Source organism: Amphibiibacter pelophylacis (assembly GCF_037688875.1).
Taxonomy (GTDB): domain Bacteria; phylum Pseudomonadota; class Gammaproteobacteria; order Burkholderiales; family Burkholderiaceae_C; genus Amphibiibacter; species Amphibiibacter pelophylacis.
The window spans coordinates 1-18,157 of record NZ_JAWDIE010000031.1 but is presented as its reverse complement, the minus strand read 5'-3'; the positions used below and the strand labels follow the sequence as shown (position 1 = coordinate 18,157).

The window sequence follows — 18,157 nt, the reverse complement described above, 5'->3', positions numbered from 1 at the left end:
AGATGCAGCTTGTGATTCTGCTGGGTCAGCCAGTGGCGCCAGGCCTGCTGCAGCTCACGCTGCGCAGCGCCCACGCGGGCACGGCAGCCCAGCAGCCACAGCAGAATCACCAGCGCGACGCCCGCCCAGGCCCACTGCGCGGGCGAGAGGGCGTCCAGCCAGGCGGTGTCCAGAAGCTCGCGCATCAGCGCGCCACCCACTGCTGCCAGCCCTGGCGGCGCAGCTCGCAGGCCGGGCACTGGCCGCAGCCGTAGCCCCAGTCGTGGCGCTGGCTGCGGTCGCCCAGATAGCAGGTGTGCGTGTGCTCCTGCATCAGCGCGACCAGGCCTTCGCCGCCCAGATCCTGCGCCATCTGCCAGGTGTCGGCTTTGGTGAGGAACATCAGCGGTGTTTCCAGCGTCATCGGTGCGGCCAGGCCCAGGCTCAGCGCGACCTGCAGCGCTTTCAGGGTGTTGTCGCGGCAGTCGGGGTAGCCGGAATAGTCGGTTTCGCACATGCCGCCCACCAGCACGTTCAGCCCGCGGCGGTAGGCCAGGGCGCTGGCGGCGGTGAAAAACAGCAGGTTGCGCGCCGGGACAAACGTCGTCGGCAGCCCGTTGGCCTGCCATTCGATGGCCTTGTCGGCGGTCATGGCGGTGTCGCCGATCTGGCCCAGCCAGCGCATGTCCAGGAAGTGATCTTCCCCCAGGCGCTGGGCCCAGTCGGGGCGCAGGCGGCGCAGTTCGCGCAGGGCGTCCTGGCGCACGTCCAGCTCGACGCGGTGACGCTGGCCGTAATCGAAGCCGACGGTTTCCACCCGATCGAAGCGCGACAGCGCCCAGGCCAGGCAGGTGCAGGAATCCTGGCCGCCCGACAGCAGCACCAGCGCGCTGCGCGGGGCCGGGGTCAGGCTGACGGGGGGCTTTGCGGCAGCGTGCTGGCTCACGTGCGCACCTCGCCCTGGCCCAGCACCACCCATTTCATCGAAGTCAGGCCCTCCAGCCCGACGGGGCCGCGCGCGTGGAATTTGTCGGTGCTGATGCCGATTTCGGCACCCAGACCGTACTCGAAGCCGTCGGCAAAGCGCGTGCTGGCGTTGACCATGACGCTGGCCGAATCGACCTCGCGCAAAAAGCGCATGGCGCTGGGGTGGTCGGTGGTCAGGATGGCGTCGGTGTGGTGGCTGCCGTAGCGGTTGATGTGGGCGATGGCTTCGTCCAGGCTGTCGACCACTTTCACGCTGATGACAGGCGCCAGATACTCCTCGGACCAGTCGGCCTCGCTGGCCGGGGCGCTGCGCACGCCGGGCACGCTGCGGATGAGATCCAGCGTGCGCGGGCAGCCGCGCATCTCCACGCCCTTGCGGGCGAAGAGGGCCGCGATGCGCGGCAGGAAGGCGCTCGCCTGCGCGCTGTGCACCAGCAGCGATTCGGTGGCGTTGCAGGGGCTGTACTTCTGCGTCTTGGCGTTGTCGGTCACGGCCAGCGCCTGGTCGATGTCGACCGCCGCATCGACGTAGGTGTGGCAGTTGCCGTCCAGATGCTTGATGACGGGCACGCGCGCGTCCGCCGCAATGCGCTCGATCAGGCCTTTGCCGCCGCGCGGGATGATGACGTCCACGAACTCGGGCATGGCGATCAGGCGGCCGACGGCAGCGCGGTCGGGCGTGGGCACCAGCTGCACGGCGTCGGCGGGCAGACCCGCCTGCTGCAGCGCCTGGCGCACGCAGGCGGCCAGCGCCAGGTTGCTGTGCAGCGCCTCGGAACCGCCGCGCAAAATGCAGGCGTTGCCGCTCTTGATGGCCAGCGAGGCGGCTTCGATGGTGACGTTGGGGCGGCTCTCATAAATCATGCCAAACACGCCCAGCGGCACGCGCATCTGGCCCACCGAAATGCCGGTGGGGCGACGCTTGACGCCGGTGATTTCGCCGATGGGGTCGGGCATGGCGGCCAGCTGCTCGCAGCCCAGCGCCACGGTCTCCAGCGCGCTGTCGCCCAGCTTGAGCCGATCCAGCAGGGGACCGTCCAGGCCTTTGGCCGCAGCCTGCTCAAGGTCCAGCGCATTGGCCGCCTGAAGCTGCGCCCGGCTGGCCCGAAGCAGCGCCGCCAGCGCCAGCAGCGCGTTGTTTTTCTCGCGCGTACCGGCCCGCGCCATCGCCTGACTGGCCTGGCGCGCGGCCTGGCCCATGGACTGCATGAGGGCGGGGATGTCGGGCGGCGGATCAGAGACCTGCGGCCCCTCGCCACCGTGGCGGGCCGGATCGAAACGGGCGAGGCGCTGGATCAGTGTTTCAGCGGATTCAAGGGATGAACCTGTGTTCATTGGGGCTCCTTTTTCCGCCATTTTATCTGTCAGCCCTCGCTAGCCGCCTTCTTCCCTCGGGCGGGCGCTTTACCGGGTGATTTGGGCGCGCGCGGTTCGAACTCGAAGCCGACTTTGCCGGCTTTGGCGTCCCAGACCAGCATGGCCTTGAACTTGCGGCGCGTCTTGTTGGAGACGAAATTTTCCAGCAGCGCGGTTTTGCCGGTTTGCAGCAGGCGGGTGATTTCGCTGCGCTCGATGGGCTGGGTCAGGATGATCTTGCCGCTTTTGAAATCGCAGGAACCGGCCTTGCTGGTGGCGTGCTCGCAGCAGTAGTTGCTGCCGAATTCGAAGACACGGCCCTGGCATTTGGGGCAGCTGCCCAGCGGGGTCTGGTCGCTGAAATCGGGCGCTTCGTCGCCCTCGGAGGCGGCGTCGCTGTCGCCGAAATCAAACTCCATCTTCCAGCCGCCGGTTTCGGCGCCGTCCACCAGGCGCAGCTCGGCGGTGAAGGGCCAGCCGGCTTTGGAGCGGAAGCCCTCCAGCGGGCCGACTTTCTTGTCGCGCAGCAGGGTTTCGATCTCGGGCAGCTCGAAGCTGCGTCCGGCCGGAATCTTGGTCACCGAGAAGCCGCAGCCGGCTTCGCTGCTTTCGCTGGCGGCATTCTTGCCCACGCAGCTGAAGCGGCGGTAGTTTTCGCGCACCACGCCGGTGCAGTTGGGGCAGGGCGTGGCCAGCGTGGCGTAGTCGCCGGGGATGGTGTCGCGGTCGTAGCCCTTGGCTTTTTCGACCATGCGCTGGGTCAGCTGGGCGATGTCGCCCATGAAGGCCTCGCGCGAGATCTGTCCTTTTTCCATCTGCGACAGGCGGTATTCCCACTCGCCGGTCAGCTCGGGCCGGGTCAGATCAGGAATGTCCAGACCGCGCAGGAGCGTCATCAGCTGGAAGGCTTTGGCCGTCGGGATGAGGTCGCGGCCGTCGCGCAGCAGGTACTTTTCGGTCAGCAGACCTTCGATGGTCGCCGCGCGCGTGGCGGGCGTGCCCAGGCCTTTTTCCTGCATGGCGGCCTTGAGATCCTCGTCGTCGATCAGTTTGCCCGCGCCTTCCATGGCCGACAGCAGCGTCGCTTCGGTGTAGCGCGGCGGCGGTTTGGTGATCAGGGCCTTGGCCTGCGCGTCGTCGGTCTGCACGGTTTCGCCGGGCGTCACGGCCACCAGCAGCGCGTCCGGATCCTGCTGGTCGCGGCCGTAAACGGCCAGCCAGCCGGGCGAGAGCAGCACCTTGCCGTTGGTCTGGAAGCGCTGGGTGTCCTGTTTGCCGCCGATCTGCGTATCGACCTCGGTGATGCGCGTCGTCATCTGGTACTGCGCGGGCGGGAAGAACACCGCCAGGAAGCGCTTGACGACCAGATCGTACAGTTTGGCTTCGATCTCGGTCAGGCTTTTGGGCGCCTGCAGCGTGGGGATGATGGCGAAGTGATCCGACACCTTGCTGTTGTCGAACACCCGCTTGGTGGGCTTGATGTAGCCTTCTTTGAGGGCCGTGCGGGCGTGGCGCGACAGCTCGGCCAGGGGACCGGGCAGGGTCTCGGCGGCCAGCATGGCGGCGGTCTGCTGCGCCACGGGCAGATAGTCTTCGGGCAGCGCGCGCGAATCGGTCCGCGGGTAGGTCAGCACCTTGTGCTTTTCATAGAGCGCCTGCGCCAGCCCCAGCGTGGTCTTGGCCGAGAAGCCGAAGCGGCTGTTGGCCTCGCGCTGCAGGCTGGTCAGATCGTAAAGCAGCGGGCTGGACTGGCTGGAGGGCTTGGATTCCTCGCTGACGCGCCCGGCCTGGCCGCGCACGGCGTCGGCGATGGCCTGCGCGCGGGCTTCGTCCCACAGGCGGTCGGCGCGCTGTTCGGGGTCGGCGGCGTCGGATTTGTCCTTCTTCCAGTCGCCGTCCAGCCATTTGCCCGCGTACAGCCCGGCGGCGGCGGCGAAGTCGGCGTGGACTTCCCAGTAAGGGCGCGCGACGTGGCGGCGGATTTTCTCTTCGCGCTCGACCACAATGGACAGCGTGGGCGTCTGCACCCGGCCCACGGTGGTCAGGAAGAAGCCGCCGTCGCGGCTGTTGAAAGCCGTCATGGCGCGCGTGCCGTTGATGCCGACCAGCCAGTCGGCTTCGGAGCGGCTGCGCGCGGCGTCCGACAGGCCCTGCATCTGCGTGTCCGAGCGCAAGCGATCGAAGCCGTCGCGGATGGCCTGCGGCGTCATGCTCTGCAGCCACAGCCGCGACACCGGCTTGCCCACCGTGGCCTTGGCCCCGGCGTACTGCACGATCAGGCGGAAAATCAGCTCGCCCTCGCGACCCGCGTCACAGGCGTTGATCAGTTCGCCCACGTCCTTGCGTTTGATCTGCTTGACGACCGCCGCCAGGCGCGCCTTGGCCTTGTCGATGGGGGCCAGATCGAAGTGCGGCGGAATCACGGGCAGATGGGTGAAGCTCCATTTGCCGCGCTTGACATCAAATTCTTCAGGCGCCTTGATTTCGACCAGGTGGCCGACCGCCGAGGTGACGACGTAGTGCTCGTTCTCGAAGTGGTCGGCGTATTTTTCGAACTTGCCGCTGGAAGGCGTCAGCGCCCGCACAATGTCCTGCGCGACGCTGGGTTTTTCGGCGATGACGAGGGCCTTGCTCATGGAAGTGGCGGCCGCAGGTGGGGCGGCGTATTTTCAGACGAGCGCCATCATGCCATGAACGGGGGCAGGCCCTGCGGCTGGCGCCTGATCCCAGAATGCCCCATGCGCACGGATGCCCTGTCTTTTCTGGCCTCCCTCGTCCTGACCCGCCAGGGGGACCCGATGATGGTGCTGCTGGGGCGGGCGGCGCTGGCGCTGCGGCCATCCCCTAAAATCGGCACATGACCGCTTTCAGCCCCGCCCCTGCGGCTTTTGATCCGTCCCGCGACAGCTGGCCCGAGGCTTGGGCCGACGCGGCCGCGGTGCAGCGCGCCGGGCCGCTGCTGGCGGCGCTGCAGGACGGCGCTTGGCCGCCAGGCGGCTGGCAGGGGCGATGGGTGGCGCAAACGACCTCAACCAGCACGGTGCTGATGCAGGCGCCCTGGCCCGATCCGCAAGGGACGGCCCCAGCGGCCCGCCTGCTGGTGGCCGACAGCCAGAGCGACGGACGCGGGCGGCGCGGCCGCACCTGGCGATCGGCGCCGGGCGATGGGCTGATGGTCTCGCTCGACGTGCCGCTGCAGCGCGAGGATCTGTCCGGCCTGTCGCTGGCCGTGGGCCTGGCGCTGTGGCAGGCGCTGCAGGGCCTGCTCCCACCGGCGGCGGCGCGGCGTCTGGCGCTGAAGTGGCCCAACGATCTGGCCGTGCGTCCGCCCCGGGGCGAGACACTGCCGGGCGGGCGCCTGGCCGACAAGCTGGGCGGCATCCTGATCGAGGCCAGCCGCTTCCAGGGGCAGCGGCGCTGCGTGATTGGCTTCGGGTTGAATCTGCGCAGCCAGCCGCAGGCGCAGAACGACCCGGTGCGCTACGCCAGCGGCCACGCCGCGCTGGACGATCTGGCGCCGCCCGCCAGCGCCGAAGTCTGGCTGCAGCGCCTTCTGCCTCCGCTGGCGCAGGCGCTGGCGCGGTTTGATGCGGCAGGCTGGGCGCCGCTGCGCAGCATTTACGCGCAAGCCGATCTGCTGCAGGGGCAAGAGGTCGGCCAGGTGGACGAGGCGGGCGTCTGGCGTCTGCTGGGCGTGGCCCAGGGCGTGGACGACAGCGGCGCGCTGCTGCTGCAGGGCCCGGACGGGCCGCTGCGCCAGATCAGCGGCGAGATGTCCGTGCGCCCGCGCCCGGCCTGACTTTCTGGCGATTTTTTCGATTTCCCGACTGGACCTGCCATGCGCCGTACCCTTGTGATCCTTCTGCTGCTGGCCAATGCGGTGGTGCTGTACTGGAATCTGCCTCAGGGCGACGGGCCTGCATCGCCCCCCGCCGTGCCCACAGGGCCGCCGCAGGAGATCGCCATGCTGCCGCTGCCCGCACCCGGTGCGGTGGCTGCGGCTGCGCCAGCCGTCGGGCCAGAAAAGAATCCCGCACCGGCTGTCGCTGCTGCCCCGCCAGATCCGGTCCCGACCACTCCATCTACTCCATCCCCGGCACCCGCTGCAACGCTTCCAGCGGCTGTGACAGAAGCAGGTTCTGGCTCGGGCGACCCGCTGTGCGTGCAGACGGGCTGGATGCCGGTGCAGCGCATCGACGTGCTGGCCAACGATCCCACCCTGCGCACCGACCGCCGCAGCGGCACCTGGCTGCGCTTGAGCGCGGGCGAGCGCCCGGTCTGGATGGTGTTTGCCGGGCCGATGGACAAAAAAGACATCCTGCCGCTGCAGCAGCAGCTGGCTGGGCAGGGCGTGAAATCGCAGGAGGTCTTTACCCCCTGGCGTTTTGCCTTGCCCGCCACGGCGCGCGGCGGGCTCAATCTGGGTTATTTCGACAGCGAAGCTGCCGCGCAGGCGCAGCAGACGCGCGCCGTGGCCGCAGGGGCCGCGCAGGCCAGCGTGATCGCCGTGGCCAAACCGCAGACCCAGCGCCTGCGCGCCCGCCTGACCGACGCGGCGCGGGTCCAGGCGCTGATCGCCGCCAGCGACCCGCGCGCGCCCTGGCAGGCCTGCCCGGCGGGCGTGTCGGCCAGCACGGCGCTGGACGATGCGGCCTTTGGCGACGGCGAGGGCGTGCGTTCGGAGCCACTGCCGCGCCGCTGAGCTGGGATATGGCCCGGAGGTCTTCCCGGCTTCGGTCTTTTAGACCGCCTGGGGCTGGGGTTGCGGCGTGCCCAGCGCCTGCACAGCCTGGTAGTGCGTCAGAAAAACCGGGCCGCCCAGCTGCGGCAGGAAATCGCTGCGCTGCAGCGCATCCATGACCGGGCCCTTGACTTCGCTCAGGTGCAGCGTTACGCCCGCGTCGCGCAGGCGGTGGACGATGGCCTCCAGGCTGTCCAGTGCGCTGGCGTCGATGGCATTGATGGCCGAACACAGCAGCACCACATGGCGCAAAGCGGGCCGGGTGGCCACGGCGTCGTTGATGCGGTCCTCCAGCGCGCGGGCGTTGGCGAAAAACAGGCTTTCGTCCACCCGCAGGCTCAGCAGCGTGTCGTCGGTGCGCACGGCATGGCGCAGTACGTTGCGGAAATGCTCGGTGCCGGGCACCAGCCCGACTTCGGCGATGTGCGGGCGGCTGCTGCGGTAGAGAAACAGCAGCAGCGACAGCGAGACTCCCAGCACCAGCCCCAGTTCGACCCCCAGCCCCAGCGTGCCCAGCAGCGTCGCGGCCACGGCGGAGAAATCGGCTTTCGAGAAACGCCAGGTGCGGCGCAGCACGCCAAAATCGACCAGCGACAGCACGGCCACCACGATGGTCGCGGCCAGCGTGGCCTGCGGCAGGAAGTACAGCGCCGGGGTCAGCAGCAGCGAAGCCAGCAGCAGGCCCAGCGCCGTGTAGACCCCCGCCGCCGGGGTCTGCGCGCCCGCGTCAAAGTTGACGACGGATCGCGCAAAGCCGCCCGTCACCGGAAAGCCCCCTGTGAACGCCGCTGCCAGGTTGCTGCCACCCAGCGCGATCAGTTCCTGATCGGGCACGATGCGCTGGCGGCGGCGCGCGGCCAGCGTTTGCCCGACCGAGACCGATTCCACAAAACCCACCAGGCTGATCAGCAGCGCAGGCAGGAACAGCGCCTCCCACACGGCCGGGCTGAAGCTGGGCGCGGTCAGCGGCGGCAGGCCCTGCGGGACGTGGCCGACGATTTTCAGGCCGCCGCCCGCCCAGTCCAGCGCCCAGGACAGCAGCGTGGTCAGCACGATCAGCGCCACCGGCGCGGCCTTGGTGGCCAGATCAGCGGCACGCGGGGCCAGCCCCCGGCGCAGCAGCAGCGGCTTGAGCCCGCGCCGCGCCCAGAACAGGCCCGCCGTGCAGGCCGCGCCCACCGCCAGCGTGGTGAGGTGGACGTGGCCCAGCTGCCCGGCCAGTGACGCCAGCAGGCCGGGCAGGGTGTGGCCTTCGGCGCGCACGCCCAGCAGCGTTTTGAGCTGACTGGCCGCAATCAGCAGCCCGGACGCGGTGATGAAGCCCGAGATCACCGGGTGGCTTAGAAAGCTGGCCAGAAAGCCCAGGCGCAGCAGCCCCAGCACCAGCAGGATCAGCCCGCTGATCGCGGCCAGCGTCAGCGCCAGCTCCCAGTAGGGCGCAACGCCCCGCGCGGCCAGATCGGCGATGCTGGTGGCGGTCATCAGGGAGACCACCGCCACCGGCCCCACCGCCAGCACGCGGCTGCTGCCCAGCACCGCGTAAACCAGCAGTGGCGCCACGCTGGCGTACAGGCCGACCTCGGGCGGCAGCCCCGCCAGCAGGGCATAGGCCAGGCTCTGCGGGATCAGCATGATGGTGACGATCAGCGCCGCCACTGCATCGTCGGCGAAGTTGGCGCGGCTGTACTGCCGTCCCCAGTCCAGAATTGGCAGGGTGGGCAGGGCCTGGCGCAGGCGGGAGATCAGTCCTTGCATGTCAGTCCTTCATCGCCGGCTGGGCCAGCCATTCGCGGCCCTTGAGCATGGCCTGCCAGTACAGCTGCGGCATCAGGCGCTCCTTGAGCCACCACGCCAGGCGCGAGGGACGCGTGCCATTGATCAGCCACTGCGGGAAGGACGGCGCGACCTTGCCGCCATAGGTGAACTCGGCCAGCACGATGCGGCCCTGCTCGACGGTGAGCGGGCAGGAGCCGTAACCGTCGTACTGCGCCGATCCAGCGATCTGGCCGCGCAGAGCCAGCACGTTGTGCGCCACCACGGGCGCCTGTTTGCGCGCGGCGGCAGCGGTCTTGGCGTTGGGGCTGCTGCCTGCATCGCCCAGCGCGAAAATGTTGGGAAACTGCCGGTGCGTCAGGCTGGTCGGGTCGATGTCCACCCAGCCGGACGCATCGGCCAGCGGGCTGACGCGGATGAAATCGGGTGCCTTCTGCGGCGGCACGACGTGCAGCATATCGAAAGTGCGCTGCACGGTTTCCGGCTGGCCATCGGCGCCTTTGCGCTGGAAGGTGGCCGTCTGGCGCGGGCCATCGACGGCGGTCAGGGTCTCGCCAAAGTTCAGGTGGATGCCGTAGCGCTCGACGTATTCCATCAGCGCGGGCACGTAATCGGCCACGCCAAAGAGCACCGCGCCCGCGTTGCAGAACTGGATGTCGATGTTGGCCAGCAGGCCCGCGCGCCGCCAGGCGTCGGCCGACAGATACATGGCTTTCTGCGGCGCGCCCGCGCATTTGATGGGCATGGGCGGCTGGGTGAAAACGGCTTTTCCGCCGCCCTTGCGCTGCAGCGCCTGCACCATCTGCCAGGTGTAGGGCGCCAGATCGTAGCGGTAGTTGGAGGTGACGCCGTGGCGCCCCAAGGTGTCGGTCAGGCCTTCGATGGCGCCCCAGTCCAGCTTCAGGCCGGGGCAGACCACCAGCTGCTCGTAGCGCACCACGCGGCAGCCGTCCAGGACGATGGCGTTGCGCTCGGGCTCGAAGGCCGCGACGGCGGCCTGGATCCAGGTCACCCCCGGGGGGATGACGCTGGCCATGGTGCGTCCCGTGGCAGGCGGCTGGAAGACGCCGCTGCCGACCAGGGTCCAGCCCGGCTGGTAGTAGTGGATGGTGGCCGGATCGACCAGCGCCACGTCCAGATCAGGCGCGCGGGCGCGCAGGCTGGCGGCGACGGCGATGCCGGCGGCGCCCGCCCCGACGATGACGACGGCGTGGCTGGCGTCGGCCACTTCAACGGGCGTTTTGCCGCCGTTGACGATGCGCCGCACCACGCCCTTCAGGTCATAGCCCGCGCCCGCGCTGGCACTGATGATCTCGTGCAGCGGGCGCTGCCCGGCCTGCGACAGCGCCCACAGCGTGGTCGAGCGCATGCCGGTGCGGCAGTAGGCCAGTACGGGCCGGGGCAGGGTGGCCATCAGGGCGCCAAACTGCACGGCGCTATCGTCACTGACCTTGCCCGATTCAACCGGCAGAAAGTGCGCCTCCAGCCCCGCCTCGCGGGCGGCGCGGGCGATGTCGTCAAAGGTGGGCTGGTCGGCCGCTTCGCCGTCGGGCCGGTTGCAGACGATGGCCCGGAATCCGGCTTGCGCCAGTGCGGGGATATCGTCCATGCGGATCTGGGGGCTGACGGTCAGCTCGGGGGTCAAGGGGCGCAGTTCCATGGTGTCTCCAGGGGGTGTTTTTAGGTTTTTTAAGCGGGATGGCGCGTCACAGCGCGTCACAGCGCTTTAGAGCGCTTTAGAGCGCTTTAGAGCGCGTTGAGCGGAATCTTCACGTAGCGCACGCCGTTGTCCTCGGCGGGCGGCAGCTGGCCGCCGCGCATATTGATCTGCACCGAAGGCAGCAGCAGCGTGGGCATGTCCAGCGTGGCGTCGCGGGCCTGGCGCATGGCGACGAAATCGTCCTCGCTGATGCCGTCGTGCACGTGGATGTTGCCCACGCGCTGGTCGGCCACCGTGCAGCGGTAGCGCATCTCGCGCCCGCCGGGCAGGTAGTCGTGGCACATATAAAGATCCGTCTCGGGCGGCAGCGCCAGCACCTGGCGGATCGAGCGGAACAGCGTGCGCGCATCTCCGCCGGGAAAATCGCAGCGCGCCGTGCCGTAATCGGGCATGAAGAGCGTGTCGCCGACAAAGGCGGCCGTGGTGACGCCATCGCTGATCACATAGGTCAGGCAGGCTGGCGTGTGGCCGGGCGTGTGCATGACGCGCACCGTCAGGCCGCCGATGGCGAAGGTGTCGCCGTCGGCGAACAGGCGGTCGAACTGCTCGCCGGTGCGGGCGAACTCGGTCCCGGCGTTGAAGACCTTGCCAAACACCGTCTGCACGGTGGTGATGTGCTCGCCAATGGCGAGCTGGCCGCCGAGCTGCTCTTTCAGGTAAGGCGCGGCGGAGATGTGATCGGCGTGGGCGTGGGTTTCCAGAATCCACTGCACGCGGGCGCCCAGCGCTTTCACGCGCTCGACGATCCGGGCGGCGCTGCGCGTGCGCGTGCGGCCGGATTTGGGATCGTAATCGAGCACGCTGTCGATCAGGGCGGCATCGCCCGTGCTACGGTCCATCACCAGGTAGCTCAGCGTCCAGGTGTCGGGATCAAAGAAGTGTTCGATGTGCAGGGCAGGAGCGCTCATGGGTTTCTCCGGTCAGAAGGGTGAATCTTCAGCAGCAAGACCCGTGCCAGAGGGATTTCCCGCGATTCATGCCCGGGATGCCCCTGATGCGATCCAGTGTGGCAGTCGCTTCTGCCAGAATGCTGCCAAATGACCGACAAGACTGCCAGGCTGCTGCCAGACGCACAGCCCGAACCCCCGCCGGCGCCGCTGCCCTGGCGCTTGCCGCTGCTGTCCTTTCTGGAGCACGAGCCCGATCCCATGATCGTGCTCGATCCGGATTACCTCATCCTGGCCGCCAACGCCGCCTACCGCCGCCAGTTTGGCGAGCGCGGCCAGGCGCCGCTGGGCCGGCGCTGCTACGAGGTCTCGCACGGCTACAGCCTGCCCTGCGACCAGGCGGGCGAGCACTGTCCCATGCGCAAGGCGCGCGAGACGCGCAGCCCGGATCGCGTGCTGCACATCCACCACACACCGCGCGGGCCGGAGCATGTCGATGTCGAACTGCGCCCCATCCTGGGCGATCACGGCGCCATCGTCGCCTATGTCGAGCGCCTGTGCACGGTGCGCAGCGCCTCGGCGCAGCCCAGCGGGGCGGGGCTGGTCGGGCGCTCGGCGGCGTTTGGCACGGCGCTGGCAGCGCTGCAGCGCGTCGCGCCTTCGCAGCTGCCGGTGCTGCTGCTGGGCGAATCGGGCACGGGCAAGGAGCTTTTCGCCCGCGCCCTGCACGAGGCCAGCCCCCGCGCGGGCGGCCCGCTGGTGGTGGTCGACTGTTCTGGCCTGAGCGAGGCGCTGTTCGAGAGCGAACTCTTCGGCCACGAAAAAGGCGCTTTCACCGGCGCGCAGGCGCGCAAGCCAGGTCTGGTCGAGACCGCGCAGGGCGGCACACTCTTCCTGGACGAAATTGGCGACGTGCCGCTGGCCATCCAGGTGAAGCTGCTTCGCCTGATCGAATCCGGCACCTACCGCCGCGTCGGCGGGCTGGAAACGCGCCAGGCCGATTTCCGCCTGGTCGCCGCCACGCACAAGCCGCTGCAGGACATGGTGCAGGCGGGCCAGTTCCGTCAGGATCTGTACTACCGCCTGGCGGCTTTTCCGGTGACACTGCCGCCGCTGCGCGAGCGCCGGGACGATATTCCGCTGCTGGTCGATTCTTTTCTGAAGCGCGGGGTGGGCACAGCGCCCGCGCTGCAGATCGACCCGCCTGCCCTGGCGCTGCTGCAGGCGCACGACTGGCCGGGCAACCTGCGCGAGCTGCGCAACGTGATCGAGCGCGCCCGCCTTTACGCCGACGATGGACTGATTACTGCAGCCTGCCTGCCGCCGGAGCTGCTTCAACCCCGGCCCGGGCCTGCCGCTGGTCTACCGCCTCAGACAGCGCCGCTGACGCCGCCGTCACTGGACGACGATGCCGCGCTGCGGCTGTGGGTGGCGGGCTTTCGCGGATCGCGCCGCGAGATGGCGCAGGCGCTGGGCCTGAGCGAGCGCACGCTGTACCGGCGCCTGCGCGGCCTGCAGCCTCTAGAATAGCGGCCATGCACATCCTCATCTCCAACGACGACGGCTACCGCGCCCCCGGCATCGCGGCGCTGGTCCAGGCCTGCCGCCGCATCGGTTCTCACGTGCGCATCAGCGTGGTCGCGCCCGAGCAGAACGCCAGCGGCACCTCCAACGCGCTGACGCTGACGCGGCCGCTGTCGGTTTTTCGCGCCCATCTGCCCGCCTGGGGCGACGCGCCCGCGCACGCCGCGCAGGACATCCAGCCCGAGCAGATGGCCCACGTGGTCAACGGCACCCCGGCCGACAGCGTTCACCTGGCGTTGACCGGACTGCTGGACAGCCCGCCCGATCTCATCGTCTCCGGCATCAACCAGGGCGAGAACATGGCCGAGGACACGCTGTACTCCGGCACCGTGGCGGCGGCGATGGAGGGCTATCTGTTCGGCGTTCCGGCGCTGGCTTTCTCGTTGCAGGGCAAGGGCTGGGGCAGCCTGGCCGAATCGGTCGGCGCGGTCGAAGGCGTGTTGCGCCAGGTCCTGTCGCGCTGGGACGATCTGCGCGGCCAGCCCTGGCTGCTCAACGTCAACATGCCCGCCCGCCCCGATGTGGCCGCGCTGCCCATCGAGCTGACGCGCCTGGGCAAACGCCACGCCAGCGCGCCCTGCATGCCGCAGACCAGCCCGCGTGGTGACACCATTTACTGGATCGGCCCGGCTGGCGAGATGAAAGACGATCTGCCCGGCACCGATTTCCACGCCGTGGCCCAGGGTCGGCTGTCGGTGACGCCGCTGCAGGGCGATCTCACGGCGCCCGAAATGCTGCCGCCGGGCCAGCGCAGCACCACGCCCATGGCGGTGTGGCGCAGCCTGTGGCCCGCGCTGTGAGCGGGCGCCGCCGCGCGCCATGATCCACCGGCCCGCGCGCCCGGGGGCGACATCGTCGGCCCAGCCGTCCGGCGCCTCGGACTGGACGGCGCTGGAGCGTCTGCGCCCCGGCGAGCGTGTGGCGCGCCACCTGACCGCCGCGCCGGACAGCCCCACTTCGCCCGCTGCGCTGCGCCGCCCGCAGCTGCACCTGGCGCAGGCCGCTCACGAGGCCGGGCAGCCGCTCAGTGCCACGGGCCTGGGCGTCGATTCGCAGCGTGTGCGTGACCGCATGGTCCAGCGCCTGCAGCAGCAGGGCCTGACCCAGCCGCAGGTCATGGACGCCATGAGCCAGGTGCCACGCCACCTTTATGTGGACAGTGCGCTGGCGCTGCAGTCCTACGAGGACACCAGCCTGCCCATCGGGCACGGCCAGACCATCTCCAAACCCTCGGTGGTGGCGCGTATGCTGGAAGTCGCCTGCCAGGGCGACGCCGCCCGTGAGCGCCTGCGCCAGGGCCAGCGACCGCTGGGCCGTGTGCTGGAGATCGGCGCGGGCTGTGGCTACGTCAGCTCGCTGCTGGGCCTGCTGGCCGACAGCGTGGTGGCCATCGAGCGCATCGCGCCGCTGCACGCCCGGGCGCGCCAGCAGGTGCAGGCCTGGCTGGCCACACCGCAGGCGCGGGCGCTGCGGGCGGTATCGCCGCGCCTGATCCACGGCGATGGTCGCCTGCCCGTGGCGGGCGCCGCGCCTTTTGACACCGTGCTGGCCGCAGCCTGCGGGGACGATGTCCCCGACGCCTGGCTGACGCAGCTGGCCCCCGGCGGCGTGGTCGTCACACCCTGGCACGATGCGTCGCGGGGTGGACAGGTGCTGCTGGTGCTGCGCCAGACACCGCGCGGGGTCGTCCGCGAGGTCCACGAGGCCGTCTGCTTTGTTCCGTTAAAATCCGGCCTTGTTTTGTGAAAGGCGTCTCATGATCCGAATTTCCGCGTGGGCGGCGCTGGCTGCCTCCGTCTGGCTGGCGGCCTGCAGCTCCCCGATGAACTACGCGCCCGTGGAATCCCGCCCGATTGGGGCCAACGGCGTGGTCAGCCCGTCCGGGGTTCTGGTGGCCCCGCGCCGCGCGCCGATCGGCACCGCCAACGCGGGCAAGCCGGGTTATTACACCGTCCAGCCTGGCGACACCCTGATGCGCATTTCTACCCAGTTTGGCCAGAATTTCCGCGATCTGGCCGCCTGGAACAGCCTGGCCAATCCCAATGAGCTGGAAGTTGGCGACGTGCTGCGCGTGGTGCCACGCCTTGGCATGGCCACGCCCACGCCCGTTCCGGTGGGCGGCGGTGTGCCCCAGCCGGTGACGGCCACGGCGCCTGCGGCCCCGGCCGGACCGCCCATGGAAGGCACGCTGCCACCCGGCGCCGTGCGCATGGACTGGCCGGTGGCCGGTGCAGTCACCACCCGCTTCAATGGCACGTCCAGCAAAGGCATTTTCATCTCCGGCACGCTGGGCGAGCCGGTCAAGGCCGCCGCAGCCGGTCGTGTGGTTTACGCGGGCTCGGGCCTGCGCGGGTATGGCAACCTGGTCATCGTCAAGCACAACGATGAATTCCTGACCGCTTACGCGCACAACCAGCGCATCCTGGTGAAGGAAGATCAGGTGGTGACGGCCGGACAGCAGATCGGCGAGCTGGGCAAGAGCGATCTCCAGCAGCCGGGCCTGGGCTTCGAAGTGCGCCAGAACGGCAAACCGGTTGATCCGATGCGTTATCTGCCGCCGCGCTGACAGCCGTTTTGTGTGACAAAAACCGCCTTCGGGCGGTTTTTTTGCGTCTGCTGCGCCCGCGCGGAGGGTGTTGGCTGTGGCGCTACAGGAAGTGGCGCGATGCGGCTCAAGTCTGCGTCACGGATGCCGATAGACCCGGGAGCATCTGTATCGTGAGACTGCTCTTTATGGAGAACGGGTCTCGCGGCTTTACCCCCCAAAGGACCCGCATTATGGCCACCAGCCCCTTCCGTCTGACCAGCGTCACCTCCAACTCGGCCGATGCCGTCGTCACGGCCAACGCCGACGGATCGTTCACCGTGACCCACGCTTACGGCACGGACATTTTCCGTCCGGACAACACCATTTCCTACCAGCGCGGCGAGCTCTTCACCGCGCTGCCGTACAACGCGGGCCGCACCGAAACGTCCTTCCCGCTGCGCCTGGTGTTCTCCACGGGCACCGGCGGCGTGCGGCTGATGAACTATTCGATCAACATCATCGGCGAGGACGACGCACCCACCATCAAGGGCGACAGCACTGGCATCCTGACGGAAGACAGCGCCTCGGCGGCCACCGGCAAGCTGACTATTCTGGACCCCGACCTGCAGCAGGGCGTGGCCACGCAGAGCGGCGCCAAAGCCGCGACCGTGCCGGGCGTTTACGGCACCTTGAGCATCAACACCTCTGGCGAATGGTCTTACCGGCTGGACAACGGCTCCAGCAAGGTCCAGGCGCTGCGTGCGGGCGAGAGCGTCACCGAAAAGCTCACCGTTTACGCCGCCGATGGCAAGACGCCGCAGATCATCACCCTGACCATCAACGGCCAGAACGACAAGGCCACGATCAGCAACGCCAGCGCCACCGTGGTCGAAGACGGCCCGGCCGGTGCGCCCGCCGGCGCGCGCCAGACGGCCAGCGGCCAGCTCACCATCACCGATCCGGACAGTGGCGAAGCGCAGCTGAACGTGTCGGCGACCACGCTCAAAGGCCAGTACGGCGACCTGACGCTGACGGCTTCGGGCGCCTGGACGTACACCCTGCGCAACGGCGACGCCAATGTACAGGCGCTGAAGGGCGACGAGCGCGTCAGCGAAACCTTCAATGTGGTCTCCAAGGACGGCACCGGCCAGGGCCAGATCGTCATCACCGTTGTGGGCACGAACGATGCCGCGCAGGTGGCTGGCGTGTCCACCGGCCAGGTCCGCGAGGACGCCACCCTGTCGGCCAGCGGCCAGCTGACGATCACCGACCGCGACAGTGGCGAAGCGGCCTTTGTGCCCGCCACGCTGACGGGCCAGTACGGCACGTTGGTGCTTCAGGCCAGCGGCAGCTGGAAGTACGAGCTGAACAACAGCGCCGCTGCCGTGCAGAAACTGCTCGGCAGCGACGTGCGCGACGAGGTCTTCACCGTGCGCACGGCGGATGGCACGGCCGTGCCGGTGACCATCAAGGTGTCGGGCGCTGACGAGGCCCTGAGCATCAGCAGCGGCCGGGGCGCCGTCGCCGAAGACGGCACGGCCGCCGCGACGGGGACGATCACCGGCAGCACGGTGGGCGGCGACGCCGTCACTTTCGCTGCGGCGACGTTGCCTGGCAGCTACGGCAAGCTGGTCCTGCAGGCCAGTGGCGCCTGGAAGTACGAGCTGGACAACACCAGGGCGCAGCCGCTCAAGGGCGGCGAAACCGCCACCGAGACTTTTGCGCTGACCAGCGCGGATGGCCAGAAAACCTCGGTCACCATCAGCATCAGCGGCGCCGCCGATGGCGCGACGATTTCCGGCAGCACCACCGGCACGGTCGCCGAAGACACATCGCCGTCCGTCAGCGGCAAACTCACCGTCACCGACCTGGACGCCGGACAGGCCGCCATGGTCCCCGGCACCCAGACCGGCACCTACGGCAAGCTGGTCCTGCAGGCCGACGGCGCGTGGAAGTACGAGCTGGACGCGGCCAAATCGCAGCCCCTGAAGGGCGGCGAGACGGTCAGCGAAGTGTTCACCGTCAGCAGCGTGGACGGCACCAAATCGACCGTCACCATCACCGTCAACGGCTCCAATGACGCCGCGACCGTCACCGGCACGCAGACCGCGACCGTGACCGAGAGCAACGGCAGCAGCACTGTCACCGCCAAAGGCACCGTCACCGTCAACGACGTGGACCGGGGCGAAGGCGGCGTGCGCGAGGGCACTTACACCGGCCAGTACGGCAAAGTCGTCCTGGACGCCAACGGCCAGTGGACTTACACGCTGGACCAATCGAAGCCCGCCGTGACCGGACTGAACGACGGCGGCAAGCTGACGGATACGGTGAAGTACTTCACCGCCGATGGCACCGAGCAGTCGATCACCGTGACCATCAATGGCAGCAACGCGCTGGCCAGCATCACCGGCAACGGCGCGGGCACCGTGACGGAAGACACTGTGACTTCGGCCAGCGGCAAACTCACCGTCACCGACCTCGATGCCGGACAGGCCGCCATGGTTCCCGGCACGCAGACCGGCGCCTACGGCAAGCTGGTCCTGCAGGCCGACGGCGCCTGGAAGTACGAGCTTGATTCGGCCAAATCCCAGCCGCTCAAGGGC

15 protein-coding genes are annotated in these 18,157 nt (G+C 69.0%); 8 read left to right on the top strand and 7 right to left on the bottom strand.

Annotated features, from left to right (window positions below):
• The 4 genes from RV045_RS13965 to RV045_RS13950 all read right to left on the bottom strand — a co-directional run.
• On the bottom strand, nucleotides 1-185 hold a 185-nt coding region (locus RV045_RS13965), incomplete at its 3' end, for a hypothetical protein (RefSeq protein ID WP_423236406.1).
• Nucleotides 185-925, bottom strand: coding sequence for a 7-cyano-7-deazaguanine synthase QueC (gene queC, locus RV045_RS13960; RefSeq protein WP_423236405.1), 741 nt, complete (start codon nucleotides 923-925; stop codon nucleotides 185-187). The genes queC and RV045_RS13965, both read right to left, overlap by 1 nt.
• Nucleotides 922-2,175 (bottom strand): glutamate-5-semialdehyde dehydrogenase, encoded by a 1,254-nt coding sequence (locus tag RV045_RS13955; RefSeq protein WP_423236408.1) that lies wholly within the window; start codon nucleotides 2,173-2,175, stop codon nucleotides 922-924. The genes queC and RV045_RS13955 overlap by 4 nt, the downstream gene beginning before the upstream one ends.
• A gap of 155 nt (nucleotides 2,176-2,330) precedes the next feature.
• The gene (locus RV045_RS13950; RefSeq protein ID WP_423236404.1) at nucleotides 2,331-4,958 is read right to left on the bottom strand and encodes a DNA topoisomerase III; all 2,628 of its coding nucleotides are present in this window, start codon (nucleotides 4,956-4,958) and stop codon (nucleotides 2,331-2,333) included.
• Nucleotides 4,959-5,060: 102 nt separating this feature from the next.
• On the opposite strand from RV045_RS13950, the gene RV045_RS13945 reads away from it, so the two are divergent.
• Genes RV045_RS13945 through RV045_RS13935 form a run of 3 tightly spaced genes read left to right on the top strand, consistent with a single transcriptional unit; the run spans nucleotide 5,061 to nucleotide 7,024 of the window.
• Entirely contained in the window at nucleotides 5,061-5,183 is a 123-nt protein-coding gene (locus RV045_RS13945) for a hypothetical protein (RefSeq protein WP_423236403.1), read from the top strand.
• Nucleotides 5,180-6,121, top strand: a complete 942-nt coding sequence (locus RV045_RS13940; RefSeq protein ID WP_423236402.1) for a biotin--[acetyl-CoA-carboxylase] ligase — start codon at nucleotides 5,180-5,182, stop codon at nucleotides 6,119-6,121. The genes RV045_RS13945 and RV045_RS13940 overlap by 4 nt, the downstream gene beginning before the upstream one ends.
• 39 nt (nucleotides 6,122-6,160) lie before the next feature.
• Entirely contained in the window at nucleotides 6,161-7,024 is an 864-nt protein-coding gene (locus tag RV045_RS13935) for a hypothetical protein (RefSeq protein WP_423236401.1), read from the top strand.
• A 39-nt stretch (nucleotides 7,025-7,063) separates the two neighbouring features.
• On the opposite strand, the gene RV045_RS13930 is transcribed toward RV045_RS13935, so the two are convergent.
• The 3 genes from RV045_RS13930 to RV045_RS13920 form a co-directional block, all read right to left on the bottom strand.
• Nucleotides 7,064-8,818, bottom strand: coding sequence for a SulP family inorganic anion transporter (locus RV045_RS13930; protein ID WP_423236400.1), 1,755 nt, complete (start codon nucleotides 8,816-8,818; stop codon nucleotides 7,064-7,066).
• 1 nt (nucleotide 8,819) lies between these two features.
• Entirely contained in the window at nucleotides 8,820-10,496 is a 1,677-nt protein-coding gene (locus tag RV045_RS13925) for a bifunctional protein tyrosine phosphatase family protein/NAD(P)/FAD-dependent oxidoreductase (protein ID WP_423236399.1), read from the bottom strand.
• Nucleotides 10,497-10,582: 86 nt separating this feature from the next.
• Nucleotides 10,583-11,464 (bottom strand): MBL fold metallo-hydrolase, encoded by an 882-nt coding sequence (locus RV045_RS13920; RefSeq protein ID WP_423236398.1) that lies wholly within the window; start codon nucleotides 11,462-11,464, stop codon nucleotides 10,583-10,585.
• A gap of 240 nt (nucleotides 11,465-11,704) precedes the next feature.
• Here RV045_RS13920 and RV045_RS13915 point away from each other — a divergent pair, with 240 nt between their 5' ends.
• From RV045_RS13915 to RV045_RS13895, 5 genes are all read left to right on the top strand, one after another.
• Nucleotides 11,705-12,973, top strand: coding sequence for a sigma-54 interaction domain-containing protein (locus RV045_RS13915; protein ID WP_423236407.1), 1,269 nt, complete (start codon nucleotides 11,705-11,707; stop codon nucleotides 12,971-12,973).
• Between the two features lie 5 nt (nucleotides 12,974-12,978).
• Nucleotides 12,979-13,827 carry a 5'/3'-nucleotidase SurE gene (surE, locus tag RV045_RS13910; RefSeq protein ID WP_423236397.1) on the top strand — a complete coding sequence of 283 codons (849 nt, stop codon included), beginning with the start codon at nucleotides 12,979-12,981 and terminating at the stop codon, nucleotides 13,825-13,827.
• Nucleotides 13,828-13,846: 19 nt separating this feature from the next.
• The gene (locus RV045_RS13905) at nucleotides 13,847-14,773 is read left to right on the top strand and encodes a protein-L-isoaspartate O-methyltransferase family protein (protein ID WP_423236396.1); all 927 of its coding nucleotides are present in this window, start codon (nucleotides 13,847-13,849) and stop codon (nucleotides 14,771-14,773) included.
• A gap of 10 nt (nucleotides 14,774-14,783) precedes the next feature.
• Complete coding sequence (locus RV045_RS13900; protein ID WP_423236395.1) at nucleotides 14,784-15,593, top strand: peptidoglycan DD-metalloendopeptidase family protein; 810 nt, start codon at nucleotides 14,784-14,786, stop codon at nucleotides 15,591-15,593.
• A 212-nt stretch (nucleotides 15,594-15,805) separates the two neighbouring features.
• Nucleotides 15,806-18,157, top strand: a 2,352-nt coding sequence (locus tag RV045_RS13895) for a VCBS domain-containing protein (protein WP_423236394.1), incomplete at its 3' end; no start/stop codon positions are given.